We start from the raw sequence: 16,600 nt of genomic DNA on the forward strand, positions 1-16,600 counted from the left end.
TCATGCAGGCCGAGCACGCCGTCGACGAGGCGCCGCGGCATCACGCATGATCGGCGTGCTGCGCAACACGACGTATCGGACGCTGTTCGGGGCGCAGGTCGTCGCGCTGCTGGGGACGGGTCTGCTCACGGTCTCGCTCGGCCTTCTCGCGTTCGACCTCGCCGGCGCGGCGGCGGGCTCCGTGCTGGGCACCGCGCTCACCATCAAGATGGTCGCCTACGTCGGTGTCGCACCGCTGGTGGCGGCGCTGGTCGACCGGCTGCCGAAGAAGGCGGTGCTGATCGGCGCGGATGCGATCCGGCTGGTGATCGCGCTGATGCTGCCGTTCGTCTCAGAGGTCTGGCAGATCTACGCGCTGGTGTTCGTGCTGCAGTCGGCCTCGGCGACGTTCACCCCGGCGTTCCAGTCGCTGATCCCGAACGTGCTGCCCGACCCGAAGGACTACACCCGCGCACTCGCATTGTCCCGGCTCGCGTACGACCTCGAAGCGCTGCTGAGCCCGGTGATCGCGGCGGCCCTGCTGACGGTCATCGGCTACAACGACCTGTTCGTGGGGACGGCGGCCGGGTTCGCCGGCTCCGCGCTGCTCGTGCTGATCTCGGCGATCCCGCCGCATCCGGCCGAGGAGTCGACGTCGACGTTCTGGCAGCGGCTGCCGATGGGCGCGAAGGTGTTCGTCGCGACACCGAGTCTTCGGTTCGTGCTGTTCGCGAATGTGGTCGTGGCCGCGGGCACGGCGCTGGTGCTGGTGAACTCGGTCGTGTACGCCAAGAGCGTGTTCGGGCTCGGAGACTCCGCGCTGGCGGTGACACTGGGTGCGTACGGTGTCGGCTCGCTGCTCGTCGCGCTGAACATCCCCTGGCTCGTGGACCGGTTCGGGGTGACGAGCGTCATGGTCGCAGGCCTCGGCACGGTGGTCGTCGGACTCGCTGTCGCGGTCGGGGTGACGGTCGCCGCCGTCGCGGGCGGAGCGGGATGGTGGATGCTGCTGCTCACGTGGATCGTGCTCGGGGCGGGCATCTCGCTGATCAACACGCCGTCGTCACGGCTGCTCGCCGACGCGTCGACGCCCGGGAACCGGAACCTCGTCTACACCGCACAGTTCGCCTTCTCGCACGCGTGCTTCCTGATCACCTATCCACTGGCCGGTTGGGTCGGCGCGGTCAGCCTGCCCGGCGCGGTCGGAGTGCTCCTCGCCGTCGCGGTGGTGGGGGCGATCGGCGGCCTCGCCATCCGGAGGCGGGCCATCCGCCATCGGCGGTATTGGGAACCCGAGACCATCCACGTGCGATGACGGAGGCGCCGGAAGTCTGCGCCCTCCGGTGGACGTCGCCGGAGACGCCGGTCTTCAGGACCGCGAGGCGTGTATCTGCTCGCCGGCCGGCTCGCTGAGCGCCGTCAGCCGCGAAGGTCCGATCGGCTCCTCGCTCTGCATCGGGATGATGGCCACCCGGGAGGAGAGCTCCTTCACGCGGTGGATGTGTTCGAGTTCATTCCGTGCGCGCCGCCGCAGGAAGGGCGACGTCGGGTTCGCGGCCGCGATCGAGCTGTTGACGACCCACGCCCATGGCTCGATGCCTGCTCGGCGGAGGTCGCCGGCGAGTTCCTCGGCCTCGAGGACGGGAGTGGTCTCGGCGAGCGTGACGAGCACAACCTTTGTGAGGCCGGGGTCCTGCAATCGCATGAGAGGCGTGACGATATCGAGTCCGCCGCCCATCTGCCGGGTGATCTCCCGGTGGTAGGAGCCGGTGGCGTCCAGGAGGAGCAGGGTGTGGCCGGTCGGGGCCGTGTCGATGATCACGAAGGTGCGACGCGATTCCGAGATCGCGCGCGAGAACTCATGGAAGACGGCGACTTCGTCGTTGCACGGTGACATCAGATCCTCGGCGAGAGCGGCCCGCGCCTGCTCGTCGAGGTTCTTGCCCTTCGAAGCCATGACCCGGGCGCGGTAGGCCTGGATCGCCGCGTCCGGATCGATGCGCGATACCGTCAGGCGGTCGACCGCGGCGCCGTCCAATGTGTGCGTGAGGTGGGCGGCGGGGTCAGTGGTGGTGAGCAGTACGTCGTGGCCGCGCCGGGCAAGGCCGTTCGCGATGGCGGCCGCAATCGTGGTTTTGCCGACGCCCCCCTTGCCCATGCACAGCACGAGGCCGTGACCGTCTGCCTCGATCGCGTCGATGAGCGCCGAGAGCGGTGCGTCCTGGGCCACGGGATCGCTCTCGCCGACGTCAGTGGATGGGGCGCTGGTCGCGTCGTTCAGGAGCGCCCGGACGGCCTCGATCCCGACCACGTTGTCCGGCCTCAGCTCGATGAAGTCTCGCGGCAGCGCTGCCACACCGGCCGGCATCGCAGCGAGGGCTGCCGCCTCCCGGCGCCGCACGGCGCGTGAGAGCGGCTCGTCATCGGCGTGGTCGGGCAGGATCCCGTTGACGACCACGTGTCCGTCCGGGATGCCGATGGCGTGAAGCTCATCGAAGGTGCGCTCGAGTTCCGCCAGGGCCGAACGCTCGGCGCGAGTCACGAGCACGAGCCTGGTGAGGGTCGGGTCGGTGAGGGCGCTCACCGCCTTCGAATACGTCGACTTGTGCCGCGCCAGCCCGGAGAGCGGACCTAGGCAGGATGCGTCACCGCCGCGGGTGAGGAACTCGCTCCAGGAGCCCGGCAGTTGCAGCAGGCGGATGGTGTGACCGGTCGGCGCGGTGTCGAAGATGACGTGATCGTAGGCCGCGTACCGCGTGTCATCGGTCAGCAGCTCGGCGAACTCGTCGAAAGAGGCGATCTCAGTCGTGCACGATCCCGACAGGCTCTCGCGGACACCGTCCAGTTCAGCGTCCGCAAGGGAGCCGCGCAAGGGCCCGATGATCCGCTCACGGTAGGCGTCCGCGGCGGATTCCGGATCGATTTCCAGCGCTGACAGGCCTGGCGCCGCCGGGATCGGCGTGATGGTGTTACCTACCGCCAGACCGAAGACCTGGCCGATGTTCGATGCGGGGTCGGTGCTGACGAGCAGCACGTTCTTGCCGGCGTCTGCGAGATGGACCGCGCTCGCGCATGCGACCGAGGTCTTGCCTACGCCGCCCTTTCCGGTGAAGAAGAGGAATCGGGGAAGGTGCTCGAGGAATCTCATGTCGCTTCTCATCTCGGGTGAATAATCACTCCCCCTGACGGAATCAGGACGCCGCGCCGGCTCAGCTCCTCCATGCCCGCTCCGTACCTTCCTGTTCCAGGCCGTGAGCCGAACATAAGCGCCGGCGACGGAACGCACGAGGACCTTCGTCCCCCCTCACAAAGTCGGGGCGCGTCCCGCGGTACCTTGCGCCCGCATCGGTGAGGCCGAGAAGTCGGGCACGACGCTCTTCATCTGAGGCCATGTGCAGGGGATGCGATCCGCTAGCGGCGAATCGCCAGCACGCCGCCCAGCAGGCACACCACCGCCATCGCGAGCGCCATCCACCTGTACGAACCGAGGGACTCGGCCAGCAGCGCCGCCGCTCCAGGGGCCAGCGCAGCGACCGCCGTGACCGGTGCCGCGAGCGCGCCGTTGAGTGTGCCGTAGGACTCCGGTCCCCACCGATCCGCGACGGCGGACGCCTGAATGAGTGTGAGCGCGCCGCGGATGGCGCCGGCGACGACCCCGGTGGCGATGATGAGCCCCGGGCCCGAAGCGATCCCGTATGCGGTCAGGGCGGCCGCCCCAAGAGCACCGACCGATGCGGGCGCGATCCACGGCGCGGCGGTGCGGGGGATCGCCAGGTACACGAGTCGGCCGAGCACTTGGCCGGCGCCCATGACTCCCAGCACCCAGGCGGCGGTCTGAAGATCCAGGCCCTTCTCGACCGAGGCGGGGACCGCCGACAGGGTCACCGCATGGAGTGAGAACGACATGAGCGCGAACGAGCCCGCGACGATCCAGAACCGCGGAGTGCGCAGCACTCGTGCCGCGCCGCCGTTGCCGGCAGCTCGCGCATCGAGGTGGTGCCAGCCGCGCTCCACGGTGAGCGCGTACGTGGGAAGCGGCACGAGGATCAGGATCCCGGCGAGGATGACGAACGTCGCCCGCCAGTCGGACTCCACGACGAGCCAGCCGGTGAGTGGAGCGAAGATCGTGGATGCGAGCCCTCCGGCGAGCGTCACCAGGGTGAGGGGCCCGCGTCGAGCGGATCGGTAGCGATGGGTGATCACCGTGAAGGCGGCTTGGTAGAGCACGGCGGATTGAGCAGCGCCGCAGACGATCCACGCCGCGGCGAAGACCTGGATCGTGGGTGCCGCCGCTGCTGCGATCAGTGCCACGGCTCCCATGAGTGCGCCGATCACCATGGTTCGTCTCGGATGACGATCCAGCCAGTGGCCGACCGGGATCGCGCACACGGCGGATGTCAGCAGTCCCAGCGTGATGGCGACGAAGACGGCCTCTTCGTTCCAGCCGGTATCGGCGGCGATCGCGGGTGCGGCCACCAGGACGGCGTAGTAGAGCACGCCCCATGCGACGATCTGTGCGAAAGCGAGCGCCGTCAGCCGGGCGCCGCCGCGCGGAGGTCCTTCCATCAGCCTCGCGAGACAGCGGGCTCAGGCGCCGCTACGGGAAAGAGCACCCGCACCGCCCCGAATCCCAGCGTCGCGCCGACGAGCTGTGCGGCGATGAACGGCAGCGCCGACGCCGGGGCGATTCCTGCGAAGGTGTCGGTGAACATGCGCCCGATCGTGATCGCCGGGTTGGCGAAGCTCGTCGACGACGTGAAGAAGTAGGCCGCACCGATGTAGGCACCGACCGCCGGGGCCGCGAGATGCGAGCGGCCGGTTCGCACGAGCGCGAAGATCAGGAGCACGAGTCCGGCGGTCGCCACCACCTCGGACAGCAGCAGGGGTGATGCCGAGCGGTCGGTCGTGCTCCAGGCGATCGCCGGGGCTGCGAACATGAGGTTGGCGAGCACCGCGCCGGCGATGCATCCGAGCACCTGCACGGGCAGGTAGACCGCGGCGATGGTCCAGCTCCGTCGGTGCAGCGCGATGTCGACGAGCGTGACCACGGGGTTGAAGTGCGATCCGGACACTGTCGCGAAGACGAGGATGAGGACGGCGAGCCCCAGAGCGGTGGCGAAGGCGTTCTCGAAGAGCTGGAGGCCGACGTCGGCGGGGGAGAGGCGCTGGGCGGCGATCCCCGAGCCGATGACGACAGCGGCGAGCCCCGCGCTGCCGAGGAACTCACCGGCAGCGGCGCGAACGGTGTGCGTCACGAGGCGACGAGGAGCTGCGAGACGCGGTCGAGCGCGCCAGGCACGAGCTTGAAGTACGCCCACGTGCCGCGCTTGCTGCGCGTGAGGAATCCGGCGGTGGTGAGGATCTTCAGGTGGTGCGACACCGTGGGCTGGCTGAGGCCGACCGGCTCGATCAGATCGCAGACGCAGGCCTCGGCGTCCTCGGATGCGGCGACGATCGACAGCAGGCGCAGGCGAGTCGGGTCGGCAAGGGCCTTCATGGTGGCGGCGAGCTGATCGGCCTCTTCGGCGGTCAGCGGCTCGCGGACGAGGGGGGCGCAGCACACGCCGGCGGTGATGTCGGTGACGTCGAGCATCGTGGTCATGCATCGAGAGTATTCGATATTGACAGATGTCGATAGATGGGTTCAGAATCAGGGCATCGAAGTTCGTCGATATCTTGTGGAGGATGCTGTGACCCTGCTCGACCTGACACCCCGCGTTGCTGAAGCCGGCCGGCTCTCGACGCTGCCGGTTGCGATCATCGGTGCCGGCCCTATCGGGCTTGCCGCCGCTGCCAATCTGCTGGAGCGCGGTATCGACTTCGTCGTCTTCGAAGCGGGCGATGAGATTGCGGCGAGCGTGCGCTCGTGGGGGCACACCCGCCTCTTCTCCCCGTGGAAGCACCTGGTGGACCCCGCCTCCCGTCGTCTCCTCGAGGAGTCGGGATGGGCGCTGCCCGACCCTGAGCGGGCGCCGACCGGGGCCGAGCTCGTCGAGCGATATGTGGCGCCGCTCGCCGCCCTCGAGGAACTCGTTCCGCGCATCCGGACCGGTGTCGAGGTGATCGGCGTGACGCGCGAGGGGATGGATCGCACCCGCACGGCACGTCGCAGCGCCACCCCGTTCGCCGTGCGCATCCGCACGGCCGGAGGCGGAATCGAGGACGTCCCCGCGCGCGCTGTCATCGACGCGTCGGGAACATACCGCTCGCCGAACTCACTCTCCTCCAGCGGGCTCGAGCTGCTGGGGATGTCCGACATCGCCGACCGGGTGACGGCCGCGCTTCCCGATGTCCTCGGCAGGGATCGAGCCCGGTTCGCGGGCCGGCGCGTGACCGTCGTCGGTGCGGGGCACTCCGCCGCCAACACGCTTCTCGCCCTCGTGCAGCTCGCCCGGGAGGAGGCCGGCACCACGGTGACGTGGCTGATCCGCAACGCCAAGGCGGTGCGGGTCTCGTCCTCGCCCGATGACGAGCTGACCGATCGTGCGAACCTGGGTAGTCGCGTCGACCGAGCCGTCGAACGCGGCGACGTCGCCGTCGTCGACGGCTTCGAGATCATCCGGGCGCGCCGCGCGGGCGAAGCCGTGGAGCTGGTCGGCCACCGCGGGGGTGAGGTGGTGACCCACGAGACCGACATCGTCGTGAACGCCACCGGGTTCCGCCCTGATCTGCAGATGCTGCGCGAGATCCGTCTCGAACTGGACGAGATCGTGGAGGCGCCCAAGCGCCTCGCCCCGCTCATCGACCCGAACGTCCACTCGTGCGGCACGGTCGAGCCTCACGGCTTCCGCGAGCTCACCCACCCCGAGCAGGGGTTCTTCATCGTCGGCATGAAGTCCTACGGGCGCGCGCCGACCTTCCTCCTCGCGACCGGCTACGAGCAGGTGCGCTCGGTGACGGCGTGGCTCGCCGGTGACACGGCATCCGCCTCGCACGTCGAGCTCGTCCTTCCCGCCACGGGCGTGTGCTCGACCGACGCCGGGAAGGGCGGCGGATGCTGCTCATGACGGCTGTACGCGAGATGACGCCCGACGACTGGCCGGCGGTCGAGCGGATCTACGCACAGGGCATCGAGGACGGCGAGGCGACCTTCGAGGCCGCGACGCCGGACTGGTCGGCCTTCGACGCGGGGAGGCTGCCCGGCATGCGCTTCGTGGCCGTCGACTCGGCCGATGTCGTTGTGGGCTGGGTCGCTGGATCTGCCGTGTCCTTGAGACCGGCCTACCGTGGCGTGGTCGAGCACTCCGTCTACATCGACCGTGGCGCCCGCGGGCAGGGGATCGGGCGCGTACTGCTGGACGCTTTCATCCAGGCTGCAGAGCGGTCCGGGATCTGGACGATCCAGTCGAGCATCTTCCCCGAGAATGCCGCGAGCCTTCGGCTGCATGAGGCGGCCGGGTTCCGGGTCGTCGGACGGCGCGAGCGCATCGCGCGATCGACCGTCGGCCCGCACGCCGGTGCCTGGCGCGACACCGTCCTCATCGAGCGCCGCAGTGCCACCGTGGAACCCGGCTGACAGTGCGTGAGATCAGCCGAACCGGCACAGGCCGTCACTCGCCATCGAGAGATAGACTCTGATCTATGAATCAGGCGGGGGATCTGACCGCGCTGGGAGATCCCACGCGCGCGCGGATCCTCCGGCTGATCCGCGGGGCGGAGAACGGGCGCGAGCTGGTCGGGCGCCTGGCCGCGACCCTCGACCTGCGGCAGCCCACGGTCAGCCATCACATGAAGGCCCTGCATGACGAGGGGATCGTCCTTCGCCAGCCCGAGGGGCGCCGGGTCTGGTACTCCATCGCACCCGACCATGCTGCGCGAGTCGATGCTCTGCTGGGCGGGACAGACTTGCCCTCCCCGGAGCCGGACCTCGAGCGCATCACGAGGGATCTCGCCGTCCGATTCGCCGGCGTGTTCAGTCCCGAGAGCGTGCGCGCCTATGTCGAGGAGAGCCACCTCCTCCTCGCGAGCCGCTCCCGCTCGCCGATGCTCGCCAGTCGCACGGCGACATTCGCCGCGGCGCGCCTGGAGGCGCTGCAGCGCGCCGATGCCGCTCTGTCCGGTGTCCCGAATGTGCTCTTCGTCTGCGTCCAGAACGCTGGGCGCTCGCAGATGGCCGCGGGGATCCTGCGGCAACTGGCGGGCGGGAAGGTGAGCGTGCGGACGGCGGGCTCCGAGCCGGCGAGCGATGTGCGCCACAGCATCCTCGCGACTCTGGATGAGATCGGGGTCTCGATCGGGGGTGAGTTCCCGAAGCCGCTCACCGACGACGTGGTGCGAGCGGCCGATGTCGTCGTCACGATGGGCTGCGGCGACGCCTGTCCGATCTATCCCGGCCGCCGCTACCTCGACTGGGATCTGGCGGATCCCGTCGGAAAGTCGCCCGAGGAGATCCGCGCGATCCGCGATGACATCGAAGCCCACGTCCGCCGACTTCTCGGAGAACTGTTGGCCGACAATTCATCTGGTGAGATTCCCGGTTAGATAGATCACGGTCTATGCTTTCTGTGAAGAGAAAGCGAGGCCGCACATGGCTGACAAGCCCACCGTCCTGTTCGTCTGCGTGCACAACGCGGGTCGCTCCCAGATGGCCGCCGGCTACCTCCGTGCGCTCGGCGGGGACGACGTCGAGGTGCTCTCGGCGGGTTCGGCGCCGAAGGACACCATCAACCCGGTCGCCGTCGCAGCGATGGCGGAGGAGGGTATCGACATCGCCGGGAACACGCCGAAGGTGCTGACGGTCGATGCGGTCCGCGAATCCGACGTGGTCATCACCATGGGCTGCGGTGACGCGTGCCCGATCTTCCCCGGCAAGCGCTACGAGGACTGGGAGCTGGACGACCCCGCCGGCCAGGGCATCGACGCGGTGCGTCCGATCAGAGACGAGATCCGGGCTCGCGTGGAGTCGCTGATCTCCGAGATCCTCCCGGCGCGCGGGGCGGCATGATCAACCCGACAGGCCAAGGCGCGCTGCTGTCGCCGGACTCGGTGCTTCACCGGGCCGCTGAGCGCCTCGCCCAGCAGTTCGCGGGGATGGTGAACGAAGAGACCGTCGAGCGCGTCGTCTTCGAGTCGTACACATCACTCGCCCGCACCGCTGCCGTCCAGACCCACCTGCCCAGCCTTGCGGAGAAGTTCGCACGGGACCGGCTGACCGCCCTCGCGCAGTCGAAGGGCCTGATGGCCAAACCCGTCCCCGAAGTCCTTTTCGTCTGCGTGCAGAACTCCGGCCGCTCGCAGATCGCCGCCGCGCTGACCCGCCATATCGCCGGAGAAGGCGTCCACGTTCGGTCGGCGGGATCGCAGCCGGGCGAGCGCATCCTCCCGGAAGTCGCTCTCGTCCTCGCCGAAATCGACCTCGATGTGACCGAGGAGTTCCCCAAGCCCCTGACCGATGACGTCGTGCGGGCAGCGGACGCGGTCGTCACCATGGGCTGCGGCGACGCCTGCCCGCTGTATCCCGGCAAGCGGTACCTGGACTGGCAGCTCGATGACCCTGCGGGTCTCGACATCGATGGTGTGCGGAGCATCCGGGACGACATCCGCGACCGCGTGGAGCACCTCCTCTCGGAGCTGATCCACGACTGACGGAAAAGTCCTGAGCCGCGGCTCGTTCGTAAACGATGTCGCGACTCAGGACAGGTGCGGAGGATGGGGGATTCGAACCCCCGAGGGCTTGCACCCAACACGCTTTCCAAGCGTGCGCCATAGGCCACTAGGCGAATCCTCCAGGAGGCCCCGAAGGGCCGCCGACCATCCTACCCTGCTCGGCTACCGCACCCGAACCGGAGCGCTCCGGCATAGACGCTGCCGGGACGGATGATGAGGGATCGGGGGGCCGCGAGCGCCAGGATCCGCCGCGACGCCGGCACCGACGTCAGCAGCGATGCGCGCACCGCGGCGGCCGCGTCGGCCGCGGCATCCCCCATCCAGTACGAGCGGGTCCCCGCACGGGAGTAGCTGACGCGCTCGATCGCGGTGAGGACGGTATCGATGTCGGATGCCGCCACCCCGTGCTCTTCGACCAGGCGCCGGGCGAAGGCGCGCGGCGTCTCGCTGGCCGGCACGGGGATGGCCACGTCGATGGCTGCCTCCTGCACCGACTGCCAGGCCGCGGCGGCGTCACCGGCGCGGGCCGCGGCATCCAGCCGGCGCCGGCGGACCTCCCTCGCCAGGAGCGGAAGGGAGAGGAGCACGATGACAGCGGTCACGATGCCGAGCAGGGGGAGCGGATCGACGGTGTCGCGCGCCGCACCGATCCCATTCGCCGACTGCAGCTCCTCCGCATCGATCTCGGCGCGGTCCCCAGGGGAGGTGGGCGTCGCCGTCGGCTGCGAGCCCACGCTCCCGGGGTCGGTCGTCTCGCCCGGCGCGGTCGCCGCGGACGAGAACATCGTCGGCGTGCCCAGACCCGTGGTCGGCTCGAACGGGATCCAGCCGATGCCCTCGAAGTACACCTCTGGCCAGGCGTGCAGCTGCGAGCTCGACACCGTGAACACCGGCTGCCCGTCGACGCTGTCCGTCGTCGGCGTGCCCGGGAGGTAGCCCACGACGATGCGCGACGGCATGTTGAGGGTGCGCGCCATGAGTGCGAAGGCGGAGGCGAAGTGCACGCAGTAGCCCTGGCGCACTTCCAGGAACCGTGCCACCGCTTCGGCGCCGCTGCCGTCGAAGCCCTCCTCGACCGGTGCGTCGAGGGAGTACGCGAAGTCGCCGCCCCGGAACCACCGCTGCAGAGCCGTGAGGCGGTCGTAGTCGTTGGTCGCGGCGGCGGTGACCTCCACGGCGAGCTCGGCGATCTGCGGGGGGATGTCGGCGGGGATCTCGGTCGTCTCGTCGCGGACCTGCGAGCCGACGGCCGTCGCCGCCCGCACCTGTTCCAGTGATGGGCGGGGGAGGGTCCACTGCACCTCGTACGACTGGCCCATCGTCGAGTCGCTCGTCGTCGCCACCGTGTGGTTGTAGGGCACCGCCCCCCATAGTCCCCTGAGCCCGGCGACCCCCACCGCCGGATACGGCACCGGCGCCCAGGGCGAGTCCAGGTTCACCACGTCGACCTTGGTGGTGTACTCCGAGATCCGGATCTCGTCCGTGTTGTCGATCTCGCCGAACGCCCGGTCGCTCTCAAGCGAGACGGTCTGCGCCCGGTCGGGCTCCCAGATGCCGCCCTCGAACCGGCTCAGCGTCGTCGCGCGCAGGTAGGGCACCGACGGCGAGTCGGTACGGACGCGGATGACCTCCACCTCCTGCGGCCGGCGCAGGTCGTCGCCGAGCTGCAGGGTGGCATCGATCCCCGGCCCTGGTCCGAGTCCCGTGCCCGCGCGCGCCCCCGGCTGCGGCAGCGCCGGCGCGACCACGACGGCGACCACGATGGCGATCGCGCCGATGCCGAGCGCCGTGGCCGGCACGCCGGCGGTGCGCTCCTCCTCGCGCTCCATCGGCTTCTCGCGCGAACGGGTCTCGGAGCGGATCAGGAACAGGATCGTCACGGCGAGGAAGACGAACCCGATCACGTCGACGGCAGCGGGCGCCGCGATCGCCGGGATCAGCGACACCGTGACGATGCCGACCGACGCCAGCAGCGGCATCCGTGCCGTCACCACGACGTGGTCGACGATGATCGTCAGCAGTCCCATCGCTCCGACCACCACGAAGGCCAGCGGAAGAGAGCCCTCGAGGGGCGCCGCGCCGAGCCTGATCTCCTCCATCGCCGCTTCCACGAGCAGCGGCACGCTGCGGATCGTGTCGAGGGTGGGGATGACCCACAGCAGCGCGGTGTCCCTGAGGAACACCAGCGTCAGGAACACGGCCCAAAGGGTGGCCTCGATGAGGGTCACGGCGACCGCCGGGAGGCGGTAGAGGCGCGCGGTGTAGCCGGCGCCGAGGATGAGCGCGGCCAGCAGCAGCGCCGCCAGCAGCCACCAGCCGGAGTCGATGACGCGCACGACCGGGAGCAGGGCCGCGAGCAGCGCCGCGAAGATCGAGAAGGTCAGCAGCTTCTCTCCGCCGCGTGCGCGCGTCGCGCGGCCCGCGTCAGCCGACGACATGGTGCGCCCCCCGCCCGATCGCGTTCGCCCACGCGGGCGCCAGGTCGCGTTCGGCGTCGATGGCCGCCACGTGCCAGCCGTGGTCGGCGGCGAGGTCCAATGCGCCGGCGGCCGGGGCGGCGGCGAGGAGGACCGGCAGCGTGCTGTGATGGGCGACAGGTCCGACCGCCGCCGCGTCGGAGGGATCGAAGCGGCCGACGATGAGGACGATCGGTCCGGTCGAGATGCCCGCGAACAGCCGGGGCAGCCGGGGGAGATCATCGTCGCGTCGGGCCGTCATCGTCGCGAACTGCACGAGCAGTCCGTCGACGGACATCATGTCGCCGCCGTCGATGCGATCGATGAGCACCGTGCCCTCGGTGTCGAGGACCTCCACCGCGTAGCCGTCGTGGACGAGGCGGGCGACGGCGGACACGCACGCGGAGACGGCGGCCTCGAAGCCGGGGTCGGCGCCGGGCGCCTGCAGCGCATCGGGCGACCACCGACGTGCCGCCCGGTCGATGACGACCGCCGCCTCGGGCGTGGACTCCTGCTCCTCCTGCCGCACCATGAGCTCGTCACGGTGAGCGGTGGCGCGCCAGTGGATGCGGCGCATGGAGTCGCCCGAGGCGTAGGGGCGGGCGACGAGGTTGTCGGCGCCCTGACCCAGCTGGTCCGTCGTCGTATGGAGCAGGCCGCCCGTCGCGCCGGCGTAGTCGATCAGCGGGGCGAGGTCGACGACCGCCGGGGCGACGGTCACCGGGGTGCGCTGGCTGAACACCACCGTGCGCCGCGCGAGCCCGAACGGGTCGGACGACTGCACCGTGAGCGGACCCAGCGAGTGCACCCCGCGCCTGGCGCCGGTGACGGTGTAGACGAGGTCGATGCTCCTGGCGCCGCCGCGCTCGCCGCCGAGGAACCCCGACCCGAGCGCGGGGAAGGCGCCGGCGGCCTTGCCGCGAAGTCCCTTCGGAAGCGCGTCACGCCACGTCCCCGGCGCGGTGGGCAGCGCCGTGCGCACGCCGACGCGCACGGCCACACGGGCCTCCGACCCCACCGAGACGACGTCGGGCGAGAGCGAGCGGGTCACCGACTCGGTGCGGCGGCCGGCATAGAGTGACGCGACGCTCGCCGCGACGACGGCAAGCAGCAGGATGCCGAAGTACATCAGCTCGGCCAGGCTCGCCTCCTGCGCGACGACGAGGCAGACGATCGCCAGGACGAGCGCGCCGGTGCCCCGGACTGTCAGCGGCCACACTCGTCTCATCGGCGGAATCACTGACGTGAGGCGATCGGCACTCGCACGCTCGCCGCGATGCGCTCCAGGATCGTGGCGATCGCGTCGGCCGCATTGCCGCCGCGCGCGCCGCCGGCGGCACGGGTGGGGATGAGGCGGTGCGCGAACACGGGCGCGAGGAGCGCCGTGATGTCGTCCGGGATGACGAACGCCCGCCCGTCGAGGGCGGCCCACACCTTGGCGGCCCGGACGAGCTGCAGCGTCGCGCGCGGGCTGGCGCCCAGACGCAGGTCGCTGTGACTGCGGGTCGCCTGAGCGAGTCCGACGGCGTAGTCCTCGATGGCGGGCGCCACGTGCACCGCGCGCGCCCATCCGATGAGGCCCGAGACCTCGTCGGCCGAGACCACGGCGGCGAGCTGGTCGAGCGGGTTCACGGTGTCGCGCTGGCGGAGCATGAGCGCCTCCGAGCGGGGGTCGGGGTATCCCATGGAGATGCGCATCATGAAGCGGTCGCGCTGGGCCTCGGGAAGGGCGTACGTCCCCTCCATCTCCAGCGGGTTCTGCGTCGCGACCACCAGGAACGGCTCGGGGACGAAGTGCGTGCGCCCGTCGACGGTGACCTGCCGCTCCTCCATCGCCTCGAGCAGGGCCGACTGCGTCTTGGGGGAGGAACGGTTGATCTCGTCCGCGATCACGATGTTGGCGAAGATCGCACCCGGCTTGAACTCGAACTCCCGGTCGACCGGGTTGTAGACGCTCACCCCCGTGACGTCACCCGGCAGGAGGTCGGGGGTGAACTGGATCCGCCGCACGGTCGCATCCACCGACGTCGCGAGCGCCCGGGCGAGCATCGTCTTGCCGACGCCCGGCACGTCCTCGATGAGCAGGTGGCCTTCTGCGAGGAGGCAGACCAGCGCGCTGCGCACCGCCTCGGGCTTTCCGTCGATGACGCTGCCGACCGCGTCGAGGATCGCGTCCGTGATGCGCGCGAACCCGTCCGCCGTCAGCCCGGCCCCGTGCGCGCCGGGTCCGGCATCCGTCATGGCGGTATCGACCATCGCGGCCTCCTGGTCCGCTCGTCCGAGCGGTTCGGCGGGTGAGAGCGGGCTCCCTCGCCCACGGCTCGATCCTATCCGCGCGCAGGCGGGGCGGCACTGGGAGGATGCCGTGGGCTCGAGGAGCCACGCCGCGCGCCCGGCGATACCGTCCCGCGCGCCGGATCCCGCGCAGGTGCGGCACGACCGCCGGGGGGAGCATGATGTGAGCATGAGCGAAGACGCCCCTCGCCGCCGCTGGGCGCTCCCGGCACTCCTGATCGGCATCGGCCTGGTGGTCGTGATCGCCGTCGTGGTCATCGTCGCTCGCGGCGGCCCGCAGGAGTACCCGGCCGATACGCCGGAAGGCGTCGTCCAGCGCTACTCGCAGGCCCTGATCGACGGGGACTTCGAGGGTGCGCTCGAGTATGTCGTACCCGAGATCGCCGACGACTGCGAGCGGGACTGGTTCGCTGCCGAGGATTACCGGGTGGCGCTCGTCCGCACGACCGAGCGCGAGTCGGGCACGACGGTCGACGTGCTCATCACCGCCGTATACGGGTCGGGCCTGCTCGGCCCGGGGGAGTCGGAGTCCGAGGGCAGCTTCCTGCTGGTGCAGGAGGACGGCGAGTGGCTCATCGAGCGCGCGCCGTGGCAGCTGTCGCTGTGCGGGGAGCTCGGACTGTGACCGGCGCACCCGCACCGGCACCTGCACCCGCGCCCGCGCGCGCCGGCGGCGGCGCCGGGGCCGTCGTGCGGCGGATCATCCTCCTGTCGCTCCTGTTCGCCCTCATCACGGTGGCGGCGATCGGGATCTCGGGTCTGCTGGCGCGGGCGATCGGCTTCGAGCAGGTGATCGCGGAGGGGGAGGCATCCCTCGCCCGTTCGCTCGCCTTCGCCGTCATCGGCACCCCCCTCGCCGCAGCGCTGTGGTGGTGGCAGCGTCGGCGCCTCGCGGAGCCGGCGGAGCGGGCGTCGCTGGTGTGGACGCTGTACCTGACGGCGATGACGCTGACGGCGCTCGTGACCGCGACCGTGTCGCTCGCGCTGACGGCGAACGGGGGGATCGACGGCGAATGGCGGCCCGACGACGCCGCTGCGGCGCTGGTGTGGGCCGGCGTGTGGGTGTGGCACCGGCGGATGCGCCGGCACGCCCGCACGGCGCCGACACGGCTCGCCGACCTCCCCGTGCAGCTCAGCGCGGTCTGGGGACTCGTGATCGGCGCCCTGGGGGCCGTCGCCGCGATCGCGGCCCTGATCGCTCGGGCGCTCACCGGCGGAGCCGGCCTGCTCGCGAGCGGCGGACTCTGGTGGCAGACCGTCCTGCAGTCGCTCGTCTGGCTCGCACTCGGCGCGGGGATCTGGTGGTGGCACTGGCACCGCGAGGGCGCGCGGGGTGCGCCCGGGCTGTTCGCCGCCGTGCTCCTGGTGATCGTGGTGGGCGCCGCGGCGGCCACCACGCTCATCGCGCTGGCGAACACCCTCCACACCGTGTTGAGGATGCTCGTCTCCGGCGCCACCGCGGACGTGCTCGCCCCGCTGGACATGGCCGTCGCGGCTGCCGCGGTCGGAGCCGTCCTATGGGTGTACCACGCGGGCGTCCTCGGCTCGCGCCCCGACGGCGCACGTCAGGCCGGGCGTCTCGTGGTCTCGGCGATCGCGCTCATCCAGGCCGCGAGCGGTTTCGGCGTGATCGTCAACGCGCTGCTGGCGAGCGTCGCCTCGTCGCTCGTCGACGACGAGAGCCTGAACCTTCTGCTCGGGGGCATCAGCGCCCTCCTCGTGGGCGGAGCGGCGTGGTGGGCGGCATGGCGGCCCGACCGCGGCGGGGCTGCGGATGCCGCCGACGCCGGCCGGCGCGTCTATCTCGTGGTGATCTTCGGTGCCAGCGCCATCGCGGCCGTGGTGACGCTCCTGCTCATCGGCTACCGCCTCTTCGAGTTCGCGCTGGGGGAGGGGGAGCCCGGCGGCCTGCTGGAGTACATCCGGGCGCCCCTCGGCGTGCTGAGTGCGACCGCCGTCGTCTTCGCGTACCACTTCGCCATCTGGCGACGCGACCGTGCCGCGGCGCCCCGGTCGGCGCGGCGCCGGATCGGGCGGGTGATCCTCGTCTCGGGCGGCGACGTGTCGTCGCTGGGCGCCGCGGTCCGCTCGGCGACGGGGGCCGCGGTGTCGGTGTGGCCGGCGGCGGACGGGGAGGCGACCCTGGGAGCGGACCCCGCGCCGGTGCTCGCCGCGCTGGAGCAGGTCTCCGCGCCGCGGGTGCTCGTCCTGGCCGAGTCCGCCGGCGGCGTGCGGGTGGTGCCGCTCGCCGACTGAGCGACCGT

Annotated in this window: 15 protein-coding genes and 1 tRNA gene; 8 read left to right on the forward strand and 8 right to left on the reverse strand. The window is 70.9% G+C overall.

Annotated features, from left to right (window positions below):
* Nucleotides 1-46 precede the first annotated feature (46 nt).
* Complete coding sequence (locus tag ACZBH1_RS11485) at nucleotides 47-1,294, forward strand: MFS transporter (RefSeq protein ID WP_463646437.1); 1,248 nt, start codon at nucleotides 47-49, stop codon at nucleotides 1,292-1,294.
* Nucleotides 1,295-1,348: 54 nt separating this feature from the next.
* On the opposite strand, the gene arsA is transcribed toward ACZBH1_RS11485, so the two are convergent.
* From arsA to ACZBH1_RS11505, 4 genes are all read right to left on the reverse strand, one after another.
* Nucleotides 1,349-3,265 carry an arsenical pump-driving ATPase gene (arsA, locus tag ACZBH1_RS11490; RefSeq protein ID WP_463646438.1) on the reverse strand — a complete coding sequence of 639 codons (1,917 nt, stop codon included), beginning with the start codon at nucleotides 3,263-3,265 and terminating at the stop codon, nucleotides 1,349-1,351.
* Between the two features lie 125 nt (nucleotides 3,266-3,390).
* Entirely contained in the window at nucleotides 3,391-4,545 is a 1,155-nt protein-coding gene (locus ACZBH1_RS11495; RefSeq protein WP_463646439.1) for an MFS transporter, read from the reverse strand.
* The gene (locus tag ACZBH1_RS11500) at nucleotides 4,545-5,234 is read right to left on the reverse strand and encodes an aquaporin (RefSeq protein ID WP_336394965.1); all 690 of its coding nucleotides are present in this window, start codon (nucleotides 5,232-5,234) and stop codon (nucleotides 4,545-4,547) included. Before ACZBH1_RS11500 ends, ACZBH1_RS11495 begins: the two co-directional genes overlap by 1 nt.
* Entirely contained in the window at nucleotides 5,231-5,581 is a 351-nt protein-coding gene (locus ACZBH1_RS11505) for a metalloregulator ArsR/SmtB family transcription factor (RefSeq protein ID WP_336394966.1), read from the reverse strand. The genes ACZBH1_RS11500 and ACZBH1_RS11505 overlap by 4 nt, the downstream gene beginning before the upstream one ends.
* An 88-nt stretch (nucleotides 5,582-5,669) precedes the next feature.
* On the opposite strand from ACZBH1_RS11505, the gene ACZBH1_RS11510 reads away from it, so the two are divergent.
* The 5 genes from ACZBH1_RS11510 to ACZBH1_RS11530 all read left to right on the forward strand — a co-directional run bounded on the left by ACZBH1_RS11510 (nucleotide 5,670) and on the right by ACZBH1_RS11530 (nucleotide 9,564).
* Nucleotides 5,670-6,986 carry an FAD-dependent oxidoreductase gene (locus ACZBH1_RS11510; RefSeq protein ID WP_463646440.1) on the forward strand — a complete coding sequence of 439 codons (1,317 nt, stop codon included), beginning with the start codon at nucleotides 5,670-5,672 and terminating at the stop codon, nucleotides 6,984-6,986.
* On the forward strand, nucleotides 6,983-7,495 hold the full coding sequence (locus tag ACZBH1_RS11515) for a GNAT family N-acetyltransferase (protein ID WP_463646441.1): 513 nt from the start codon (nucleotides 6,983-6,985) through the stop codon (nucleotides 7,493-7,495). The genes ACZBH1_RS11510 and ACZBH1_RS11515 overlap by 4 nt, the downstream gene beginning before the upstream one ends.
* A 65-nt stretch (nucleotides 7,496-7,560) precedes the next feature.
* Entirely contained in the window at nucleotides 7,561-8,460 is a 900-nt protein-coding gene (locus ACZBH1_RS11520; protein ID WP_463646442.1) for a metalloregulator ArsR/SmtB family transcription factor, read from the forward strand.
* 46 nt (nucleotides 8,461-8,506) lie between these two features.
* Nucleotides 8,507-8,923 carry an arsenate reductase ArsC gene (locus ACZBH1_RS11525; protein WP_336394970.1) on the forward strand — a complete coding sequence of 139 codons (417 nt, stop codon included), beginning with the start codon at nucleotides 8,507-8,509 and terminating at the stop codon, nucleotides 8,921-8,923.
* Nucleotides 8,920-9,564: an arsenate reductase ArsC gene (locus ACZBH1_RS11530; RefSeq protein ID WP_463646443.1), complete on the forward strand. Its 645-nt coding sequence runs from the start codon at nucleotides 8,920-8,922 to the stop codon at nucleotides 9,562-9,564. Before ACZBH1_RS11525 ends, ACZBH1_RS11530 begins: the two co-directional genes overlap by 4 nt.
* Nucleotides 9,565-9,621: 57 nt before the next feature.
* On the opposite strand, the gene ACZBH1_RS11535 is transcribed toward ACZBH1_RS11530, so the two are convergent.
* The 4 genes from ACZBH1_RS11535 to ACZBH1_RS11550 form a co-directional block, all read right to left on the reverse strand.
* Nucleotides 9,622-9,706 (reverse strand) — tRNA-Ser (locus ACZBH1_RS11535).
* Between the two features lie 28 nt (nucleotides 9,707-9,734).
* Nucleotides 9,735-12,023 carry a transglutaminase TgpA family protein gene (locus tag ACZBH1_RS11540; protein ID WP_463646444.1) on the reverse strand — a complete coding sequence of 763 codons (2,289 nt, stop codon included), beginning with the start codon at nucleotides 12,021-12,023 and terminating at the stop codon, nucleotides 9,735-9,737.
* Nucleotides 12,010-13,269: a DUF58 domain-containing protein gene (locus ACZBH1_RS11545; RefSeq protein WP_336394994.1), complete on the reverse strand. Its 1,260-nt coding sequence runs from the start codon at nucleotides 13,267-13,269 to the stop codon at nucleotides 12,010-12,012. Before ACZBH1_RS11545 ends, ACZBH1_RS11540 begins: the two co-directional genes overlap by 14 nt.
* A gap of 8 nt (nucleotides 13,270-13,277) precedes the next feature.
* Complete coding sequence (locus ACZBH1_RS11550) at nucleotides 13,278-14,297, reverse strand: AAA family ATPase (RefSeq protein ID WP_336394995.1); 1,020 nt, start codon at nucleotides 14,295-14,297, stop codon at nucleotides 13,278-13,280.
* A gap of 208 nt (nucleotides 14,298-14,505) precedes the next feature.
* On the opposite strand from ACZBH1_RS11550, the gene ACZBH1_RS11555 reads away from it, so the two are divergent.
* Nucleotides 14,506-14,961, forward strand: coding sequence for an LpqB family beta-propeller domain-containing protein (locus ACZBH1_RS11555; RefSeq protein ID WP_336394996.1), 456 nt, complete (start codon nucleotides 14,506-14,508; stop codon nucleotides 14,959-14,961).
* Nucleotides 14,958-16,592, forward strand: a complete 1,635-nt coding sequence (locus ACZBH1_RS11560) for a DUF5671 domain-containing protein (protein ID WP_463646445.1) — start codon at nucleotides 14,958-14,960, stop codon at nucleotides 16,590-16,592. Before ACZBH1_RS11555 ends, ACZBH1_RS11560 begins: the two co-directional genes overlap by 4 nt.
* Nucleotides 16,593-16,600 lie beyond the last annotated feature (8 nt).

Source organism: Microbacterium sp. ZXT2-5 (genome assembly GCF_055329545.1).